This window comes from Micromonospora sp. NPDC002717 (assembly GCF_040295705.1).
Classification (GTDB): domain Bacteria; phylum Actinomycetota; class Actinomycetes; order Mycobacteriales; family Micromonosporaceae; genus Micromonospora.
Genome location: NZ_JBEOVW010000038.1, coordinates 40,034 through 56,414, shown reverse-complemented (window position 1 = coordinate 56,414; position 16,381 = coordinate 40,034). Strand labels below are relative to the sequence as shown.

Genomic DNA, 16,381 nt, shown 5'->3' with positions numbered 1-16,381 from the left:
GCGGCGCGCAGGGAAGCGGGAACCCACCCGGACGCCGCGTGTTCCACGCGCAGCGTGGAGGGAATCTCCGTCCTTTAGGGCAGAGAGGATGTCAATCCGGGAGTGGGTCGCTGAGCTCGTAGCCCGCTTCCTCGACGGCGGCGCGCACCTCGGCGACGGCGAGAACCCTGTCGCTGGTCACCGTGACCGTGCCGGCCTCGACGTCCACCGCCACGGCGGTGACGCCCCGCAGACGCTCGATCTCCTCGGTGACGAAGGCCGCGCAGTGCCCGCAGGCCATGCCGCTCACGGCCCAGGAGGCGGTGCTCATGCCGACTCCGTCGGCAGGTCGCGGGCCTGCGGTGCCGGCTGGCCCGGAGCGGGTCCGGGGTCGGCGGGCACGGCGCGGGTGAGCATGTGCGACCGGCGCATCCGACCGTCGGGGGTGAACTGTCCGAAGAAGTGCACCTCCATGGCGAGGGGCCGCTTCGGGTTGTCCACGTGCAGCGTGTACCGCGCGGCGATGCGGTCCCCGTGCGCCAGCGCCTCGTGCACCTCGATGCGGCTGTCGAGCCCCTTCCTGCGCACCGGGCGGGTGTGCGCCACCAGCTTGTCCCGGTCCATCCGGTGCCCGTCGGCGACCTGGACGATGTCGGGCGTGTGGTAGCGGTCGACGATCAGCCCGGCGTCCTCGTCGCTGCCCAACAGGTCGGCGGTGAAGGAGGTGAAGAAGTCGGCGATGAACTGCTCCGGGTCGGTGTCATGGCGTGGACGCATGGCGCTCCCGTCTCGCGGCGCGGGGGGAATAACTCTTACAGCTTGTAAGATATGGATGCCGGACAACTTTGGCAAGATGTAAGAGATGACCTCGTCCCCGAAACGCCGCGCCGACGCCCTGCGGAGCAGGGCCGCCGTCCTGGACGCGGCCGTGCGGCTCCTCAGCGCCCATCCCGACGCGAGCGTCGAGGCCGTCGCCTCGGCCGCGGGGGTGACCCGGCAGACCGTCTACGCCCACTTCTCGTCCCGACAGCAGCTGCTGACGGCGGTCCTCGACCGGGTCACCGAGGAGGTCGTCGCCGCGATGGACGCCGCCGACACCGACACCGGGCCGGCCGCCGACGCGTTGCTGCGCGTGCTCGACGTCAGCGCCCGCGAGGCCGGGAAGTACCGCGGCCTGCTCCAGGCGATCAGCGCCGTGCCGGTGAGCCCGCGGGCCGACCAGGAGCGCCACGCGCCGGTCGCGGACCGGCTCAGGCGGGTGGTGCGGCGCGGGCAGGAGGCCGGAGAGTTCGACGACCGGCTCCCGGCCGACTGGTTCGTCGCGGTGGTCGTCAAGCTGGGCCACGCCGCGAGCGAGGAGGCCGACGCCGGCCGGATGTCCGAGGCGGACGCGACGGCGGCGCTCCGCACCAGCCTGCTCCGCGTGCTCGGCGCCCCCACCCGGCCCCGCTGACCGGCACCGCCCGCTGGTCGGTGCCGGTCGGCGTCCGTCTACTGCCGCAGCGTGCTCAGCGGGTGGCGGCGGCCAGGGCGGCGCGCACCGTGGCGGCGTCGGCCGGTGCCTCGCGCTCCCAGTTCGCCGGGTCGGCCGAGTAGATGGTCCCGTACGCCGGCGTGTCCGGCTGGTAGCGCCAACTCTCGGCGAGCGTCCCGGCGTCGACGGCGTCGTAGCCGATCCGGTCGAGGAAGGCCGTGGCGTCGGCCTTCGCGCCCGCGTCGTCGCCGCCGACCGGCAACGCGCTGCGGTCGGCGGCGCCGGCGGGCCGGGCCAGCGCGTGCAGGTGCCTGAAGAAGATGTTGTTGAAGACCTTGACCACCCGTGACCGCGGCAGGTGCCGCTGCAGCAGCTCGCTGCTGGTGACCGAGCCGGCGTCGAGCTCGGGGAAGGCGCCGTCCCGCTCCGGGTAGTAGTTGTTGGTGTCCAGCACGACCTTGCCGGCCAGCGGCTCGACCGGCACGTCCCGGTACGCCTTGAGCGGGATGGTGACGACCACCAGGTCGCCGGCCTCCGCCGCCTCCGCCGGGGTGGCCGCCCGGGCGCGCGCGCCCAGCTCGTCGACGAGGTCCTTGAGGGTCTCCGGGCCGCGCGAGTTGCTCAGCACCACGTCGTAGCCGGCGGCCACCGCCAGCCGCGCCAGCGTCCCGCCGATGTGTCCACTGCCGATCAGTCCCACAGTTGTCATGTCGGTCCCCAACTCCGTTCGTTGCGGCCGTATTCCCTATCGGTTCGGTCGACAATTTCCGCCGTCGCCGCACTGGCGGCAGGGGGCGCGGCCGGCGGCGGCGATGGGTGGCCCGTACGCCAACGTACCGCCGACCGTGGTCCGGCGGACGCGTAGCGGCACCGTTCCGTCCACGGGGGAGCCGAGCCGGCGCCGGGTGGTGGTCAGGCCGCCGGGGGCAGCACCTTCTCGATCGCGGCGCGCAGCTCGGCCGCGTCGGGCTGGACGGTCGGCGCGAACCGGGCCGCGACCGTGCCGTCCGGCGCGACCAGGAACTTCTCGAAGTTCCACCGCACGTCGCCCGTGTGCCCCTCGGCGTCGGCGGTGCCCACCAGCGCGGCGTAGAGGGGGTGGCGGTCGGGGCCGTTGACGTCGACCTTCTCGGTCAGCGGGAAGGTCACCCCGTAGTTGACCTGGCAGAAGTCGCTGATCTCCTCGGCCGTGCCCGGCTCCTGGCCGGCGAACTGGTTGCAGGGCACGCCGAGCACCACCAGGCCGCGGTCGGCGTACTCGTCGTGCAGCGCCTGGAGGCCGGCGTACTGCGGGGTGAGGCCGCAGCGGGAGGCGACGTTGACCACCAGCAGCGCGCGTCCGCGGTGCTGCGCGAGGTTCGCCGGGCCGCCGGTCAGGGCGTCGATGTGGGTGTCGAAGACGGTCATGGGCCGAGGTTACGCGTCGCCGCCGGGCGCGCCGCGGGGGCCGGGCGGAGCCGACCACGCTCCCAGTGGAAATCGATACATGTACATCTTGACGAAGTGATGACGACGTGAGTAGCGTCGCAGCATCATTCTGGAAAGTTTCCTAACTGTTTAGGGAGACGCCACATGAAGAGATCGCTCCGCCGGGCCCTCTGGGTCGGCGCCGTCATGGCGGTGACGGCCGCCACGGTCCCGATGGCCAGCGCGTTCGGCGACGGCAGCGTGACCGCCGCGTTCGCCAAGGCGCAGGACTGGGGGACCGGTCACGAGACGCGGGTGACCATCACCAACGGGTCGAGCGCCTCGGTCAGCACCTGGCGCATTGAGTTCGACCTTCCGTCGGGCACCAGCATCAGCAGCTCCTGGGACGCCGACGTCACGCGCACCGGTGACCACTACGTCGCGGTCAAGAAGAGCTGGGCCGGCCCGCTCGCGCCGGGTGCCACCTTCAGCTGGGGCTACAACGGCACCGGCGCGTACAAGGCGCCGCTGAACTGCACGATCAACGGCGTGGCGTGCGGTGGCGGCAGCACCCCGCCGCCCACCACCGTGCCGCCGACCACGACGCCGCCCACCACTCCGCCGCCGACCACCCCGCCACCCACCACTCCGCCGCCGGACCCGGGCGGCAAGAAGGTCGTCGGCTACTTCGCGCAGTGGGGCGTCTACGCCCGCAACTACCACGTCAAGAACATCCACACCAGCGGCTCGGCCGCCAAGCTGACCCACATCCTGTACGCCTTCGGCAACACCACCGGCGGCCGCTGCACGATCGGCGACAGCTACGCCGACTACGAGAAGGCGTACACCGCGGCGGACAGCGTCGACGGCGTCGCCGACACCTGGGACCAGCCGCTGCGCGGCAGCTTCAACCAGCTGCGCAAGCTCAAGAAGATGTACCCGAACCTCAAGGTGATCTGGTCCTTCGGCGGCTGGACCTGGTCCGGCGGCTTCACCCAGGCCGCGCAGAACCCGGCCGCCTTCGCGGAGTCCTGCTACAACCTGGTCGAGGACCCGCGCTGGGCGGACGTCTTCGACGGCATCGACATCGACTGGGAGTACCCGAACGCCTGTGGTCTCACCTGTGACAGCAGCGGCCCGAACGCCTTCAAGAACGTGGTCAGCGCAGTGCGTACCAGGTTCGGCTCGGCGGCGCTGGTCACCGCCGCGATCACGGCGGACGGCAGCAACGGCGGCAAGATCGACGCCACCGACTACGCCGGCGCCGCACCGCACCTGAACTGGATCATGCCGATGACGTACGACTTCTTCGGCGCGTGGGCGGCCCAGGGTCCCACGGCCCCGCACTCCCCGCTCTACTCCTACCCCGGCATCCCGCAGCAGGGCTTCTGGTCCGACGCGGCCGTCCAGAAGCTCAAGAGCAAGGGCATCCCGTCCAACAAGCTGCTGCTCGGCATCGGCTTCTACGGCCGGGGCTGGACCGGGGTGACCCAGGCGGCTCCGGGCGGCAGCGCCACCGGGCCCGCCCCGGGCACCTACGAGCAGGGCATCGAGGACTACAAGGTGCTCAGGAACAGCTGCCCGGCGACGGGCACCGTCGGCGGCACCGCGTACGCCAAGTGCGGCAGCAACTGGTGGAGCTACGACACCCCGTCGACCATCAACGGCAAGATGACGTACGCGAAGAACCAGGGCCTCGGTGGCGCGTTCTTCTGGGAGCTCTCCGGCGACACCGGCAACGGCGAGCTGATCGGCGCCATCAAGGGCGGTCTCGGCTAGGCCGCAGGCCGACGCACCACCCACCCGGCGGGGAGGGGCCACGCACCGGTCCCTCCCCGCCCGGCCGTGCCTCCTGACACCCGCCCCGCGCCCCCGGGCGTCGGCGACCGACGCCGCCGAAGGCGGGAAGCGGCAGCCGGACCGGTTCGGGCGCGGCGGACCGCCAGGCACGTCGGTCGATGTGACAGACTCGCCGCTCAACGGGCTCGATGTCCACGGCGACGGAGGTGGCGATGCGCGCGACGCACGGGAGGCTGGCGGCGGGCGCCGTGCTGCTGGGAACCCTGCCCTTCGCCCTGCTCGGCTGCGGCTTCGGCCAGGAGGAGGACCCGGCGACCAAGCCCGGGCGGGCCCCGGCCGAGGAGGCCGCCGCCAAGTCGCGGGAGCGGGTGCAGGCGTACCTCGACGCGATGACCGCCAAGGACGTCGCGGCCGGCCGCAGCCAGCTCTGCGCCGTCCTCCAGGAGGGCTTCGACGCCGCCGCGACCGGCCCGAACGGCGACTTCGCCGACCACTTCACCGTCCCCCAGGCCGAGATCACCGACATCCGCCCGGGCCCCCAGGGCCAGGAGGTCAGCACCACGGTCTCGGTCAAGGCCGGCTCCCGCACGGTCGCCCGGTCGCTGCTGTTCACGGTCACCCGCGACGGCGCCGACTGGTGCATCGCCGCCGAGGCGCCGGGCGGCCACTCCCCGGCTCCGGCCGCGACGCCCTGACCTGCGCTCCGGTGAGTCATCTCTCACCTGCCGGAACCCTGCCCTCCGCCGGTCGGTCGCCCGGTCGGTCGCCGTAGGCTTTCTGTCATGCGCCATGAGTGGCATCAGCTGAGCCATCCCGCGGTGGGCAGCCCGGGGCTGCAGACCAGCCGCCCGACCATCGACTCCGCCGAGGACGCGGCCCTCGGCCTGGACCGCTGGCGGGAGCTGCCCCGCGCGCAGACCCCGCCGTGGCCGGACCCGGCCGGGGTGGCCGAGGTCTGCAAGGTGCTCGACACCGTGCCCTCGGTGGTGGCGCCCTACGAGGTCGACCAGCTCCGCCAGCGGCTCGCGCTGGTCTGCGAGGGCAAGGCGTTCCTGCTCCAGGGCGGTGACTGCGCGGAGACCTTCGCCGACAACACCGAGAGCCACCTGCTGGCCAACGCCCGCACCCTGCTCCAGATGGCGATCGTGCTCACCTACGGCGCCTCGCTGCCCGTGGTCAAGGTCGCCCGGGTCGCCGGGCAGTACACCAAGCCCCGGTCGCTGCCGACCGACGCGCGCGGGCTGCCGGCCTACCGCGGCGACATGATCAACTCGCTGGAGGCCACGCCGGAGGCGCGGGCCGCCGACCCGCAGCGCATGATCCGGGCGTACGCGAACTCGGCCGCCGCGATGAACATGCTCCGCGCGTACCTGGCCGGCGGGCTGGCCGACCTGCACGCGGTGCACGACTGGAACAAGGGCTTCGTGAAGAACTCGCCGGCCGGCGAGCGCTACGAGGCGATCGCCCGGGAGATCGACCGGGCGCTGGCGTTCATCCGCGCCTGCGGGATGACCGACGACGAGGCCCTGCGCACCGTCACCCTCTACTGCTCCCACGAGGCCCTCGCCCTGGAGTACGACCGGGCGCTCACGCGGGTCTCCGACCGCCGGGCGTACGGCCTGTCGGGGCACTTCCTGTGGATCGGCGAGCGCACCCGGCAGATCGACGGCGCGCACATCGACTTCATCTCCCGCATCGCCAACCCGATCGGGGTCAAGCTCGGCCCCACCACCACCCCGGACGAGGCGATCGAGCTCTGCGAGAAGCTCAACCCGGACAACATCCCCGGCCGGCTCACCCTGATCAGCCGGATGGGCAACCACAAGGTCCGCGACGCCCTGCCGCCGATCGTCGCCAAGGTGACCGCCGCCGGCGCCAAGGTGGTCTGGCAGTGCGACCCGATGCACGGCAACACGCACGAGTCGTCCAACGGCTACAAGACGCGGCACTTCGACCGCATCGTCGACGAGGTGCTCGGCTACTTCGAGGTGCACCGGGGCCTGGAGACCCACCCCGGCGGCCTGCACGTCGAGCTGACCGGTGAGGACGTCACCGAGTGCCTCGGCGGCGCCCAGGGCATCGAGGACCTCGACCTGCCCGACCGGTACGAGACCGCCTGCGACCCGCGACTGAACACCCAGCAGTCGCTGGAGCTGGCCTTCCTGGTGGCGGAGATGCTGCGTGGCTGATCTACCCGTCGACCTCCGTTCGGACACCGTGACCCGGCCCACGCCGGGGATGCGGGAGGCGATGGCCACCGCCGAGGTCGGCGACGACGTCTACGGCGAGGACCCGACGGTCAACGCGCTGGAGGCCGAGGTCGCCGCGCTCTTCGGGCACGAGGCGGCGCTGTTCGCCCCGACCGGGTCGATGGCCAACCAGATCGCCCTGCAACTGCTGGTGCCGCCCGGCAACGAACTGCTCTGCGACGCCGACGCCCACGTGGTGACGTACGAGATCGGGGCCGCCGCCGCGTACGGCGGCATCTCCTCGCGGACGTGGCCGGCGGTCGGCGCGGACATCGACCCGGACGCGGTCGCCGCCATGATCCGCCCGGACGGCTACTGGGCGGTGCCCACCCGCGCGATCGCGGTGGAGCAGACCCACAACCGGGGCGGCGGCGGGGTGATCCCGCTGGCGACCCTGCGCGAGCTGCGCCGGGTCGCCGACGACGCGCAGGTGGCGCTGCACTGCGACGGCGCCCGGATCTGGCACGCGCACGTCGCCGACGGCGTGCCGCTGGCCGAGTACGGCGCCCTCTTCGACACCCTGTCGGTCTGCCTCTCCAAGGGGCTCGGCGCGCCGGTCGGCTCCCTGGTCGTCGGCAGCGCCGAGCAGATCGAGCGGGCCCGGTTCATCCGTAAGCGGATGGGCGGTGGGATGCGGCAGGCCGGCATCCTCGCCGCCGCCGGCCGGTACGCGCTGGCCCACCACGTCGACCGGCTCGCCGCCGACCACGCGAAGGCGGCCCGGCTCGCCGAGGCGATCGCCCCGTTCGGGGTGCTGGCCGGCACGGTCCGCACCAACCTGGTGCCGCTGGACCTGACGAAGGCGCCGCTGGACGCGCACGCCCTGGCCGCCGCCGCCCGCGCCGAGGGCGTCCTGGTGTCGGTCCTCGGCCCCCGCGTCGCCCGCCTGGTCACCCACATGGACGTCGACGACGCCGGCATCGACCGGGCCGTCGAGGTCGTCACCCGCATCCTCCGGGGCTGACGCCCGGCGCGGGCACGCGGGGCCGAGCCGTTACGGAGGCCACGCGGCGCGTCCGGGATCCGGGCGGCTGGGGGGACCACCGCGGCGCGTGGGCCCGGGCCGCCGCAGGCCGAACTCCGCCCAGCTCCGGCCCGTCGGACCGGGGGCGGAGCTGGGCGACGTCTCAGGGGTGCAGGCGTTTGAGGGTGGCGATGTCGGCGGCGTGGCCGACGTGCTTCTCCGTCGGGGTCTCCACCACGACCGGGACGCCGGCGGTGGCCGGGTGCGCCATCAGCTCGGCGAACGCCGGCTCGCCGATGGTGCCCTTGCCGATGTTCTCGTGCCGGTCCCGGGTCGAGCCGCACAGGTCCTTCGAGTCGTTCGCGTGCACCAGTCGCAGCCGCCCGGCCCCGACCGTCGCCACCAGCGTGTCCAGCGTCGCGGTCATGCCGCCCTCGGCGGCCAGGTCGTGCCCCGCGGCCCAGGCGTGGCAGGTGTCGAAGCAGACCCCGAGCCAGGGATGCCGGTCCACCGCGTCGAGGTAGGGCCCGAGCTGTTCCACCCGGGAGGCCAGCGACCGGCCGCCGCCCGCGCTCGGCTCGACCAGCAGCCGCGGGCCGCCCGCCGCCTCCGCCTCGTCGAGCAGCGGCAGCAGCGTCTCGCGGACCTGCCGCATCGCCGCGTCGGCGTGACTCTCGTCGACCGCGCTGCCGGCGTGGAAGACCACGCCCTCGGCGCCGATCGCCCGGCCCCGGCGCAGCGCGTGGGCCAGCGTCTCCGCCGAGCGCTCGACCGTGTTGGCCGTGGGGGAGCCGAGGTTGACCAGCAGCGACGCGTGGATGAAGACCGGCAGGCCCCGCTCGCCGCAGCCGTCGCGGAACAGCGCGTCCTGGGCGGGGTCGCCGGCCGGCAACGCCCAGCCCCGCGAGTTGGAGACGTAGACCTGCACGACCTGCGAGCCGGCCGCGTCGGCGTACGGCAGGGCCGCCTTCGCCAGGCCGCCGGAGGTGGGCGTGTGTGAGCCGACCGGCCGGTGCTGCGCCGTCCCGTCCTGCGCCGTCGTCCCGTCCTGCGCCGTCATCTCGTGGTGTTCCGGGTTCGTCGTCATCACAGGCATCCGATGGTGACCTGGGTGCCCGGCGGCACCTGCGTGTTCTCGGGCGGGTTCTGGAAGCGGGTGATGCCGTTCGGGTTGAACTGGATCACCACCGGGAACTGCTGGCTCTCCAGCACCTGCTTGGCCTGCTGGCACGGCAGGTCGATGACCCGGGGCACGGGGACCAGCGGCGGGCCCTTGCTGATCTCCAGCTTGACCTTGGCGCCGCGCTCCACCCCGGTGCCGTCCGCCGGGCTCTGCCCGAGGACCTCGTCCCTGGGCTTGTCGGAGTCCTTGTAGGTGGGCGGCTCGACCAGCACCAGGCCCAGTTGGGCGAGGATCGTCCGGGCCTCGGTCAGGCTCTTGCCGACCAGGTTCGGCACCGAGATCGGGGCCTTGCCCTTGCTCAGGATCACGGTGACCTTGTCGCCCGGCTTGACCTCGGTGCCCACCTTCGGGTTGGTGTCCACCACGACGCCCGCGGGCAGGTTGTCGTCGTAGCGGGCGGTGCCCTTCGCCACCACCAGCTTCGCGTCGAGCAGGTCCGCCTCGGCCAGCTCGAACTCCTTGCCGACCACGTCGGGCACCGGGAAACGCTCCGGCCCCAGCGAGAGGGTCAGCGTGATCGTGCCGCCCTTGACGATGCGGGTGGCGGAGACCGGATCCTGCGCCAGGACGGCGTCCTTCGGGACCTTCTCGTCGTAGCGCGGCTCGGCGTAGGCGAGGGTGAAGCCGGCGCGGGCGGCCTGCGCCTCCGCGTCGGCCTTGCTCAGGGTCACCAGCTGCGGCGCCACCGTGTAGCGGCCGACCCCGAACCACCAGCCGCCCCCGGCGGCCACGAGGCCCAGCACCACGAGAGCGGCGATGACCGCCATCCGGCCCCGCGGGTCGCCCATCACCCGGGCGCGCAGCGCGGACAGCCGCGACCCCACGCTCTCGCCCTCCTCGGCCGCGGCGGCCCGGCGGCGGCCCGCCCGCGGAGCGGCGCCCTCGGGCAGCCGGGCCCAGGCCGGCCGCTCGGCCGGCTGGACCGCCGCGACCACCATCGTCGGCTGGGCCACCGCCGGCTCGTCGGTCACCCGGCGCAACACGGCGGTACGCGTGGTCGCGTTGCCCAGGTCGTCCCGGGCCACCTGCACCTCGGACAGCAGCGCGCCCGCGTCGGTCGGCCGGGCGCCCGGATCACGCCGGGTGGCCCGGGCGACCAGGTCGTCCAGCACCTTGGGCAGGCCGGGCACCAGCGTCGACGGCGCCGGGACGTCCCGGTCGACGTGCTGCCAGGCGACGTCGATCGGCCGGTCCCCGTCGTAGGGCACCCGGCCGGTGAGCATCTCGAACAGCACGATGCCGGCGGAGTAGACGTCGGTGCGGGGGTCGGCGTGCCCCTCGGTGACCAGCTCCGGGGCGACGTACGCGACCGTGGCCATCAGCTGGTTGCCGTTCTCGTCGTCGGCGCTCGCCTCGACGGCCCGGGCCAGCCCGAAGTCGGCGACCTTGACCACGCTGTCGACGAGGTTGCCCGTGCCGCCGGTGGGTGCCTCGGCGACCAGCACGTTCTCCGGCTTCACGTCGCGGTGCACCAGCCCGGCCCGGTGCGCGGCGGCGATCGCGGCGAGCATCTGCTCGGCGATGGCCAGCGCCTCGTCGGGGTCGAGCCTCCGCCGCTCGGCGAGCACCTCGCGCAGGGTGCGGCCGCGGACGTACTCCATCACCAGGTAGGGCAGGCCGGCGTGGGTGCCCTGGTCGTAGACCGCGACCACGTTCGGGTGGGTCAGCCGGGCGATCGTCTTCGCCTCGTCGGTGAACCGCTCCACGAAGCCCGCCGCCCGGGCCTGGGTCTCGGGCGCCTGGGACGGATGAATGATCTTGACCGCCACGGTGCGCTCGAGGCGCTCGTCGGTGGCGGTGTACACGGTCGCCATGCCGCCACGAGCCACGCGACCGCGGATGCGGTAGCGCCCGTCGATCAGCGAGCCCAGCAACGTGTCGGCGACCTGTGTGTCCATCGGCAGGGAGTCTATGTGCCCGGAGGGTGAAGGTTGAACAGGATGGTACAGCCGGGCTGCGACGGAAGCCTTCCCGTCGCGCTCGCGCCGCCTGTCCGACCTGCTCAGCCGCCTTGACGGGGTGCCGTTGGTCCCGCCCGGCCGGGGCATGGCAGGGTGGTCGGGTGACCGACTCCGTACCCGCCGACCGGGCCGTGCCCGCCCCCGAGACCGCCGGCCCCGCCGACGCCGCCGACTGGCTGACCCTGCCGGACGTGGCCGAGCGCCTCGACGTGTCGATCAGCAAGGTCCACCAGATGATCCGGGACCGCGAGCTGATCGCGGTGCGCCGCGACGGCGTCCGCCGGATCCCGACCGACCTGGTGGCCAACAAGACCGTGCTCAAGCACCTGCCCGGCGTGCTCAACCTGCTGGCCGACGCCGGCTACGACGACGAGGCCGCGCTGCGCTGGCTCTACGAGCCGGACGAGACCCTCCCCGGCGCCACCCCCGCGAAGGCGCTCGCCGGCGACCAGGCCCGCGAGATCAAGCGCCGCGCCCAAGCCCTCGGCTTCTAACCCTCCCCCTCCCCGCTCCCGTCCCTCCATCCCCGCGATCTTGCACTTTGCGCCCCGGCATTTCCGGCATGCGGGACAAAATGCGGGCCGAACGTGCAAGATCGCGGCGCGGGGTGGGCCGGGGGCGGGCGGTGGGGTGGGTGGGGCGCGGTCAGTCTGTGCGGCGGGTGGCGGCGATGGCCAGGTCGACCAGGGCCTGCCGGGCCTCGGTCTCCAGGTCGACCGTGGCCAGCGCGGCCAGCGCGGCGTCGGTCAGCGCGGCGATCCGCTGCTCGGTACGCGCCAGCGCGCCGCTGTCGCTGATCATCTCCCGCAGCCGGGCGACCCCGGTCTCGTCCAGCCCGGGATCGCCGAGACCGCCGAGCAGCAGTTCGCGCCCCGCCTCGTCCGTCGCCTCCAGGGCCGCCGCCACCAGATAGGTCCGCTTGCCCTCGCGCAGGTCGTCGCCGGCGGGTTTGCCGGTCTGGGCCGGGTCGCCGAACACCCCCAGCACGTCGTCGCGGAGCTGGAACGCCTCGCCCAACGGCAGCCCGTACCCGGAGTACGCCGCCAGGACCTCGGCCGGCGCGTCGGCCAGCGCGGCGCCGAGCAGTACCGGCCGCTCGACCGTGTACTTCGCCGACTTGTAGCGGGCGACCTTGCCGGCCCGCTCCAGCGAGGTGTCGCCCGTGGCCTGGGTCAGCACGTCGAGGTACTGGCCGACGGTGACCTCCGTGCGCATCTCGTCGAAGACGGGCCGGGCGCGGGCGACCGTGCGCGGGTCCAGCCCGGAGGAGTGCAGCAGCCCGTCCGACCAGACCAGGCAGAGATCGCCCAGCAGGATGGCCGCGGCGTCGCCGAAGCCGTTCGCGTCGCCGCCCCAGCCGGCCGCCTGGTGCCGGGCCGCGAACCGGCGGTGCACCGCCGGCTCCCCGCGCCGAGTGTCGGAGCGGTCCATCAGGTCGTCGTGGATCAGCGCGCTGGCCTGCACGAACTCCAGCGCCGCGAGAGCGGTGACGACCTGGTCGGAGTCCACCCCGCCGGCGCCCCGGTAGCCCCAGTAGGCGAACGCCGGCCGCAGCCGCTTGCCGCCGCCCAGCACGAACGCCTCGATCGCCTCGGCGACCGGCATCAGGGCGTCGTCGACGCCGGTCATCCAGGTGCGCTGGTCGGCCAGGAACTCGGCCAGGGCCTTGTCGATGCGTTGACGCAGCCCGGCACGGTCGACCGGGGAAACGGGAGCAGCGTGGGTCACCCCACGACGCTAGCCGGTCGGGCTCGACCCCGTCGCACCGCCGGGGGGCCGACGCGCCGCGCGCGTCGCCGGACCCCGCCGGCCGCCCGGTCCGGGCGGCGACCCAGGGCGGGGCAGGTACGGGCCGGCAGTCGCGACCAGCGCCCGGTAACGCCGGACGGCCGGCTCGTCGCCGTGCCCGGCCAGCCGCCGCCGCACCTCGGCCAGGTGGCCCAGCGCCCGGGGCGACCCGGCGCGGACCGCGTCGAGCAGCGCCTCGCCGGCCACGGCGCAGGCCCGCTCCACCTCGCCGAGCTGGAGATAGCCGCGGGCCAACCAGCCGCCGTAGATCGCCGAGGTGCGCGGGCGACCGGGCTGCCGGACGGCGTGCAGCGGCGCCTCGGCCGGTCGCGGCCGGCCCAGCGCGACCAGCGTGCGCCCGGTCATCGCCGCCAGCTCCAGGCCGTCGAGCCAGTAGAGCCACGGCGGCTCCCGACCCGGCTCCGGCGCATCGGTCACGCGGCGGGCCGCCTCGAGCGCCTGCCGCGCCGCCCCGGCCCGACCCCCGGCCGCCGCGGCCAGCGCCACCCGGTGCAGCAGCAGGGCGCGTAGGCCGGGGGTGGCCCACGGCCGCGCCCCGGCGTACGCCGTGCGGGCCAGCACCAGCGCGCCCTCCGGGTCGCCCACGCCGGCGAGCAGGTGGCTGGCCGAGCCGAGCACGTGCCCGGCGAACGCCGGGTCACCGGCGGTCGCGGCGGCGCGTAACGCCAACCGGTAGGCGTCCAGCGCGCCGGCCGCGTCCCCGGCATCGGCGGCGAGCCAGCCGGCGAGCTGGGCCGACTCGGCCAGCTCGGGCAGCAGCCGGCGGCGCGCGGCCGGCCCGCACCCCGCCAACGCCCGCACCGCCCGCCCCAGCCGGTACGCCCCGAGCCCGGCCAGGTCGGCCCCGCCGGCGAGGTCGTCGAGCCGGCGCAGCTCCGCCAGCCGCACCGGCCGGGCACGCGGCCGGGCCGGGTGGGGCCCGGGGCGGTCGGCCACCACCGCAGCCGCCGGCCGGGCCGGGCCCCGAGGCGGTGCGTCGGACCCGACTGGGCGGTCCCGGTCGTCGGCCGGTTGCCCGGACCCGGCCGGGCAGGCCTCGGCGTCGCCCGGGTCGTCGGTCGGTCGGGCGGGCGCGCCGGGCAGCAGCGCGGCGCGCGGGTCGACCAGCCAGCGCTGGGCCAGGGCGAGCAGCGCCGCCCGGGACCGGGACCCGCCGAAGGACGGCGGCGGACCGAGGCGCCGGGTGCGGGCCGCGGCGTCGGCCAGCAGGTCGAGCGGCACCGCGAGGACGACGGCGAGCCAGCCGAGCCAGAACTCGCCGGGGACGCGCAGCTGCCGTTCCCACCGGGAGACCTCGTGCCGGCTGAGCGTCGGCACCGCGGAGGCGGCGCAGAGCTCGACCGCGAGCCGTAACTGGCTCCAGCCCCGGGCCAACCGGAGTTGGGCGAGCAGCGGCCCGAGCAACTGCGGAGCGGGTGGGGGCGGCGTCATCGGTCCTCCGGGCGGGGCGTCGGCGCGGGCGGCGGCGCAGGCCCGGACGGGACCCGTGCGTCACCGGTGGAAGGCTGACCCCCGCGCGTGCCCCCGGCAGGTCGACCTCCGGCCGGCCCGCCCCGCGCTGCACCATGACTACTCCGGGGGTACGACGCTTTCCGGCCCCGGCCGGGTGGACCCGGGGCCGTCCCGCGCCGGCGACCTGTCTCCCGGCAGGCCGGTCCGGGGAGCAGTCGACGCCCTGCGGCTCGGGCACCGCCCCGCGCGGACCGTTCGGCCCGGGTCGCGGGGCGGGCGTCGGCCGGCGCCGGCCGCTCGGTCCCGGTGCGGTGGGGCGCGTCGGCCCGCGCGCGGCCGGCGTCCCCCGCTGTGGGAAGGTCTCCGGCGCGGCGTGCCCCGCCCGCTAGAGTCGTGGGGTGGCGCTCGGTCTTCCCTCGGTCCTCCCCAATCCGCAGCCGGCGATCGGGGAGCTGATCCGTGACCACCAGCCGACCTTCTCGTTCGAGTTCTTCCCGCCCAAGACCGAGCAGGGCGAGCGGCTGCTGTGGCAGGCGATCCGCGAGCTGGAGTCGCTGCGTCCCTCGTTCGTCTCGATCACCTACGGCGCGGGCGGGTCGACCCGCGACACCACGGTCGCGGTCACCGAGCGGATCGCCACCGAGACCACCCTGCTGCCGATGGCCCACCTGACCGCGGTCGACCACTCCATCGCCGAGCTGCGCCACGTCATCGGCCGGCTCGCCGGGGTCGGGGTGCGCAACGTGCTCGCCGTGCGGGGCGACCCGCCGGGCAACCCGGGCGGCGAGTGGGTCCGCCATCCCGAGGGCGTGCTCTACGCCGAGGAGCTGGTCCGCCTGGTACGCGACGCCGGCGACTTCAGCGTGGGGGTGGCGGCGTTCCCGTACAAGCACCCGCGCTCGCCCGACGTGGCCAGCGACACGGAGCACTTCGTCCGCAAGTGCCGGGCCGGCGCCGAGTTCGCGATCACCCAGATGTTCTTCGACGCCGACGACTACCTGCGGCTGCGCGACCGGGTCGCCGCGGCCGGCTGCGACACCCCGATCCTGGCCGGCGTGATGCCGGTGACCCAGATCGGCACGATCGAGCGTTCCGTGCAGCTCTCCGGGGCGCCCTTCCCGCCGGCCCTGGCCGAGCGGTTCTCGGCGATCGCCGACGACCCGGAGGCGGTGCGCCGGCTCGGCATCGAGCAGGCCAGCGAGATGTGCCGGCGGCTGCTCGACGAGGGCGTGCCGGGGATCCACTTCATCACCCTCAACCGCTCCACCGCGACCCGCGAGGTCTGGCGCAACCTCCAGGTCGGCGCGCGGGTGTGACCGCACATGCCGCGACACCTGAGCGCCGCTGCGACGGTTGATCCGTGGTGGGCACACAGCTGAACTGGGACGACTACGCCACGGCCTGGGCCCGGCTGCACGGGGGCTTCGACCCGCGGGCGGCGGCCCCGGTCGTCCGCGCCTGGCTGCGGTTCGCCTACCACGTCGGGTTCGTGCTGGGCCGGCTCCGGGTCGGCCCGACGCCGGTCACCGTGGTCGGCGTGCTGCTCTGCGCCTGCGTGCCCCTGTTCGCCGTACGGCCGCAGGACGGCCCCTTCCTCGGGGCGCTGTTCGTGCTGCTCGCCGCGGTGGCGGACAGCGTCGACGGCGCGGTGGCGGTGGCCACGAACCGCACCACCCGGCTCGGCTACGTCTACGACTCGCTGGCCGATCGGCTCGGCGAGGTCGCCTGGCTGGCCGCGTTCTGGCTGATCGGGGCGCCCGGGGCGCTCGTCGCGACCGCCGGCGCGATCTCCTGGTTGCACGAGTACGTGCGCGCCCGCGCCGTCTCCGCCGGCATGCGGGAGATCGGCGCGGTGACCGTGGGGGAGCGCCCCACCCGGGTCTCGGTCGCCCTGGTCGGGCTGCTGCTGGCCGGGCTGACCGGGCTGATCGAGCCGGACCTGGCGGCCGGCACCATCACCATGGCGACCGCCGTCTGGGTGCTGCTGGCCGGCTTCGGGCTGGGCCAACTCCTCTCCGCCGTCCGCCGCGCCCTGATCGACGCCGGCTGACCGCGCGCCGCCCGCGCAGTGCCGCCCGCGCGCCGCCCGCGCGCCGCCCGCGC

16 protein-coding genes are annotated in these 16,381 nt (G+C 74.6%); 8 read left to right on the top strand and 8 right to left on the bottom strand.

Going from position 1 to position 16,381, the window contains the following annotated elements:
- Positions 1 to 91 precede the first annotated feature (91 nt).
- The gene (locus tag ABT006_RS31625; protein WP_350712136.1) at positions 92 to 310 is read right to left on the bottom strand and encodes a heavy-metal-associated domain-containing protein; all 219 of its coding nucleotides are present in this window, start codon (positions 308 to 310) and stop codon (positions 92 to 94) included.
- Entirely contained in the window at positions 307 to 756 is a 450-nt protein-coding gene (locus ABT006_RS31620; protein ID WP_350712135.1) for a nuclear transport factor 2 family protein, read from the bottom strand. Before ABT006_RS31620 ends, ABT006_RS31625 begins: the two co-directional genes overlap by 4 nt.
- 85 nt (positions 757 to 841) lie before the next feature.
- Between ABT006_RS31620 and ABT006_RS31615 the strand changes: the two genes are divergently transcribed.
- Positions 842 to 1,432: a TetR/AcrR family transcriptional regulator gene (locus ABT006_RS31615; RefSeq protein ID WP_350712134.1), complete on the top strand. Its 591-nt coding sequence runs from the start codon at positions 842 to 844 to the stop codon at positions 1,430 to 1,432.
- Between the two features lie 55 nt (positions 1,433 to 1,487).
- Here ABT006_RS31615 and ABT006_RS31610 read toward each other — a convergent pair whose 3' ends face one another.
- Together ABT006_RS31610 and ABT006_RS31605 are read right to left on the bottom strand one after the other, a co-directional pair.
- Positions 1,488 to 2,162, bottom strand: a complete 675-nt coding sequence (locus ABT006_RS31610; protein ID WP_350712133.1) for an NADPH-dependent F420 reductase — start codon at positions 2,160 to 2,162, stop codon at positions 1,488 to 1,490.
- Between the two features lie 203 nt (positions 2,163 to 2,365).
- The gene (locus ABT006_RS31605; protein ID WP_350712132.1) at positions 2,366 to 2,860 is read right to left on the bottom strand and encodes a glutathione peroxidase; all 495 of its coding nucleotides are present in this window, start codon (positions 2,858 to 2,860) and stop codon (positions 2,366 to 2,368) included.
- 165 nt (positions 2,861 to 3,025) lie between these two features.
- Between ABT006_RS31605 and ABT006_RS31600 the strand changes: the two genes are divergently transcribed.
- The 4 genes from ABT006_RS31600 to ABT006_RS31585 all read left to right on the top strand — a co-directional run bounded on the left by ABT006_RS31600 (position 3,026) and on the right by ABT006_RS31585 (position 7,873).
- Entirely contained in the window at positions 3,026 to 4,639 is a 1,614-nt protein-coding gene (locus ABT006_RS31600; RefSeq protein WP_350712131.1) for a glycosyl hydrolase family 18 protein, read from the top strand.
- 233 nt (positions 4,640 to 4,872) lie between these two features.
- Positions 4,873 to 5,355, top strand: coding sequence for a hypothetical protein (locus tag ABT006_RS31595; RefSeq protein WP_350712130.1), 483 nt, complete (start codon positions 4,873 to 4,875; stop codon positions 5,353 to 5,355).
- An 87-nt stretch (positions 5,356 to 5,442) separates the two neighbouring features.
- Positions 5,443 to 6,849: a class II 3-deoxy-7-phosphoheptulonate synthase gene (locus ABT006_RS31590; protein WP_350712129.1), complete on the top strand. Its 1,407-nt coding sequence runs from the start codon at positions 5,443 to 5,445 to the stop codon at positions 6,847 to 6,849.
- A complete protein-coding gene (locus ABT006_RS31585; protein ID WP_350712128.1) occupies positions 6,842 to 7,873 on the top strand; it encodes a threonine aldolase family protein in 1,032 nt (343 codons plus the stop codon). The genes ABT006_RS31590 and ABT006_RS31585 overlap by 8 nt, the downstream gene beginning before the upstream one ends.
- Positions 7,874 to 8,036: 163 nt before the next feature.
- Here ABT006_RS31585 and ABT006_RS31580 read toward each other — a convergent pair whose 3' ends face one another.
- A complete protein-coding gene (locus ABT006_RS31580) occupies positions 8,037 to 8,933 on the bottom strand; it encodes a deoxyribonuclease IV (protein ID WP_350712140.1) in 897 nt (298 codons plus the stop codon).
- A 26-nt stretch (positions 8,934 to 8,959) separates the two neighbouring features.
- The gene (pknB, locus tag ABT006_RS31575; protein WP_350712127.1) at positions 8,960 to 10,954 is read right to left on the bottom strand and encodes a Stk1 family PASTA domain-containing Ser/Thr kinase; all 1,995 of its coding nucleotides are present in this window, start codon (positions 10,952 to 10,954) and stop codon (positions 8,960 to 8,962) included.
- 164 nt (positions 10,955 to 11,118) lie between these two features.
- Between pknB and ABT006_RS31570 the strand changes: the two genes are divergently transcribed.
- Positions 11,119 to 11,511: an Rv2175c family DNA-binding protein gene (locus ABT006_RS31570; protein ID WP_393262817.1), complete on the top strand. Its 393-nt coding sequence runs from the start codon at positions 11,119 to 11,121 to the stop codon at positions 11,509 to 11,511.
- A 151-nt stretch (positions 11,512 to 11,662) separates the two neighbouring features.
- On the opposite strand, the gene ABT006_RS31565 is transcribed toward ABT006_RS31570, so the two are convergent.
- Together ABT006_RS31565 and ABT006_RS31560 are read right to left on the bottom strand one after the other, a co-directional pair.
- Positions 11,663 to 12,745, bottom strand: coding sequence for a polyprenyl synthetase family protein (locus ABT006_RS31565; protein ID WP_350712126.1), 1,083 nt, complete (start codon positions 12,743 to 12,745; stop codon positions 11,663 to 11,665).
- A gap of 9 nt (positions 12,746 to 12,754) precedes the next feature.
- Positions 12,755 to 14,257, bottom strand: coding sequence for an NsdA family TPR-like regulatory protein (locus tag ABT006_RS31560; RefSeq protein ID WP_350712125.1), 1,503 nt, complete (start codon positions 14,255 to 14,257; stop codon positions 12,755 to 12,757).
- Between the two features lie 419 nt (positions 14,258 to 14,676).
- Here ABT006_RS31560 and metF point away from each other — a divergent pair, with 419 nt between their 5' ends.
- A complete protein-coding gene (gene metF, locus ABT006_RS31555) occupies positions 14,677 to 15,594 on the top strand; it encodes a methylenetetrahydrofolate reductase [NAD(P)H] (RefSeq protein ID WP_350712124.1) in 918 nt (305 codons plus the stop codon).
- A 44-nt stretch (positions 15,595 to 15,638) separates the two neighbouring features.
- Entirely contained in the window at positions 15,639 to 16,328 is a 690-nt protein-coding gene (locus ABT006_RS31550; RefSeq protein WP_350712123.1) for a CDP-alcohol phosphatidyltransferase family protein, read from the top strand.
- Positions 16,329 to 16,381 lie beyond the last annotated feature (53 nt).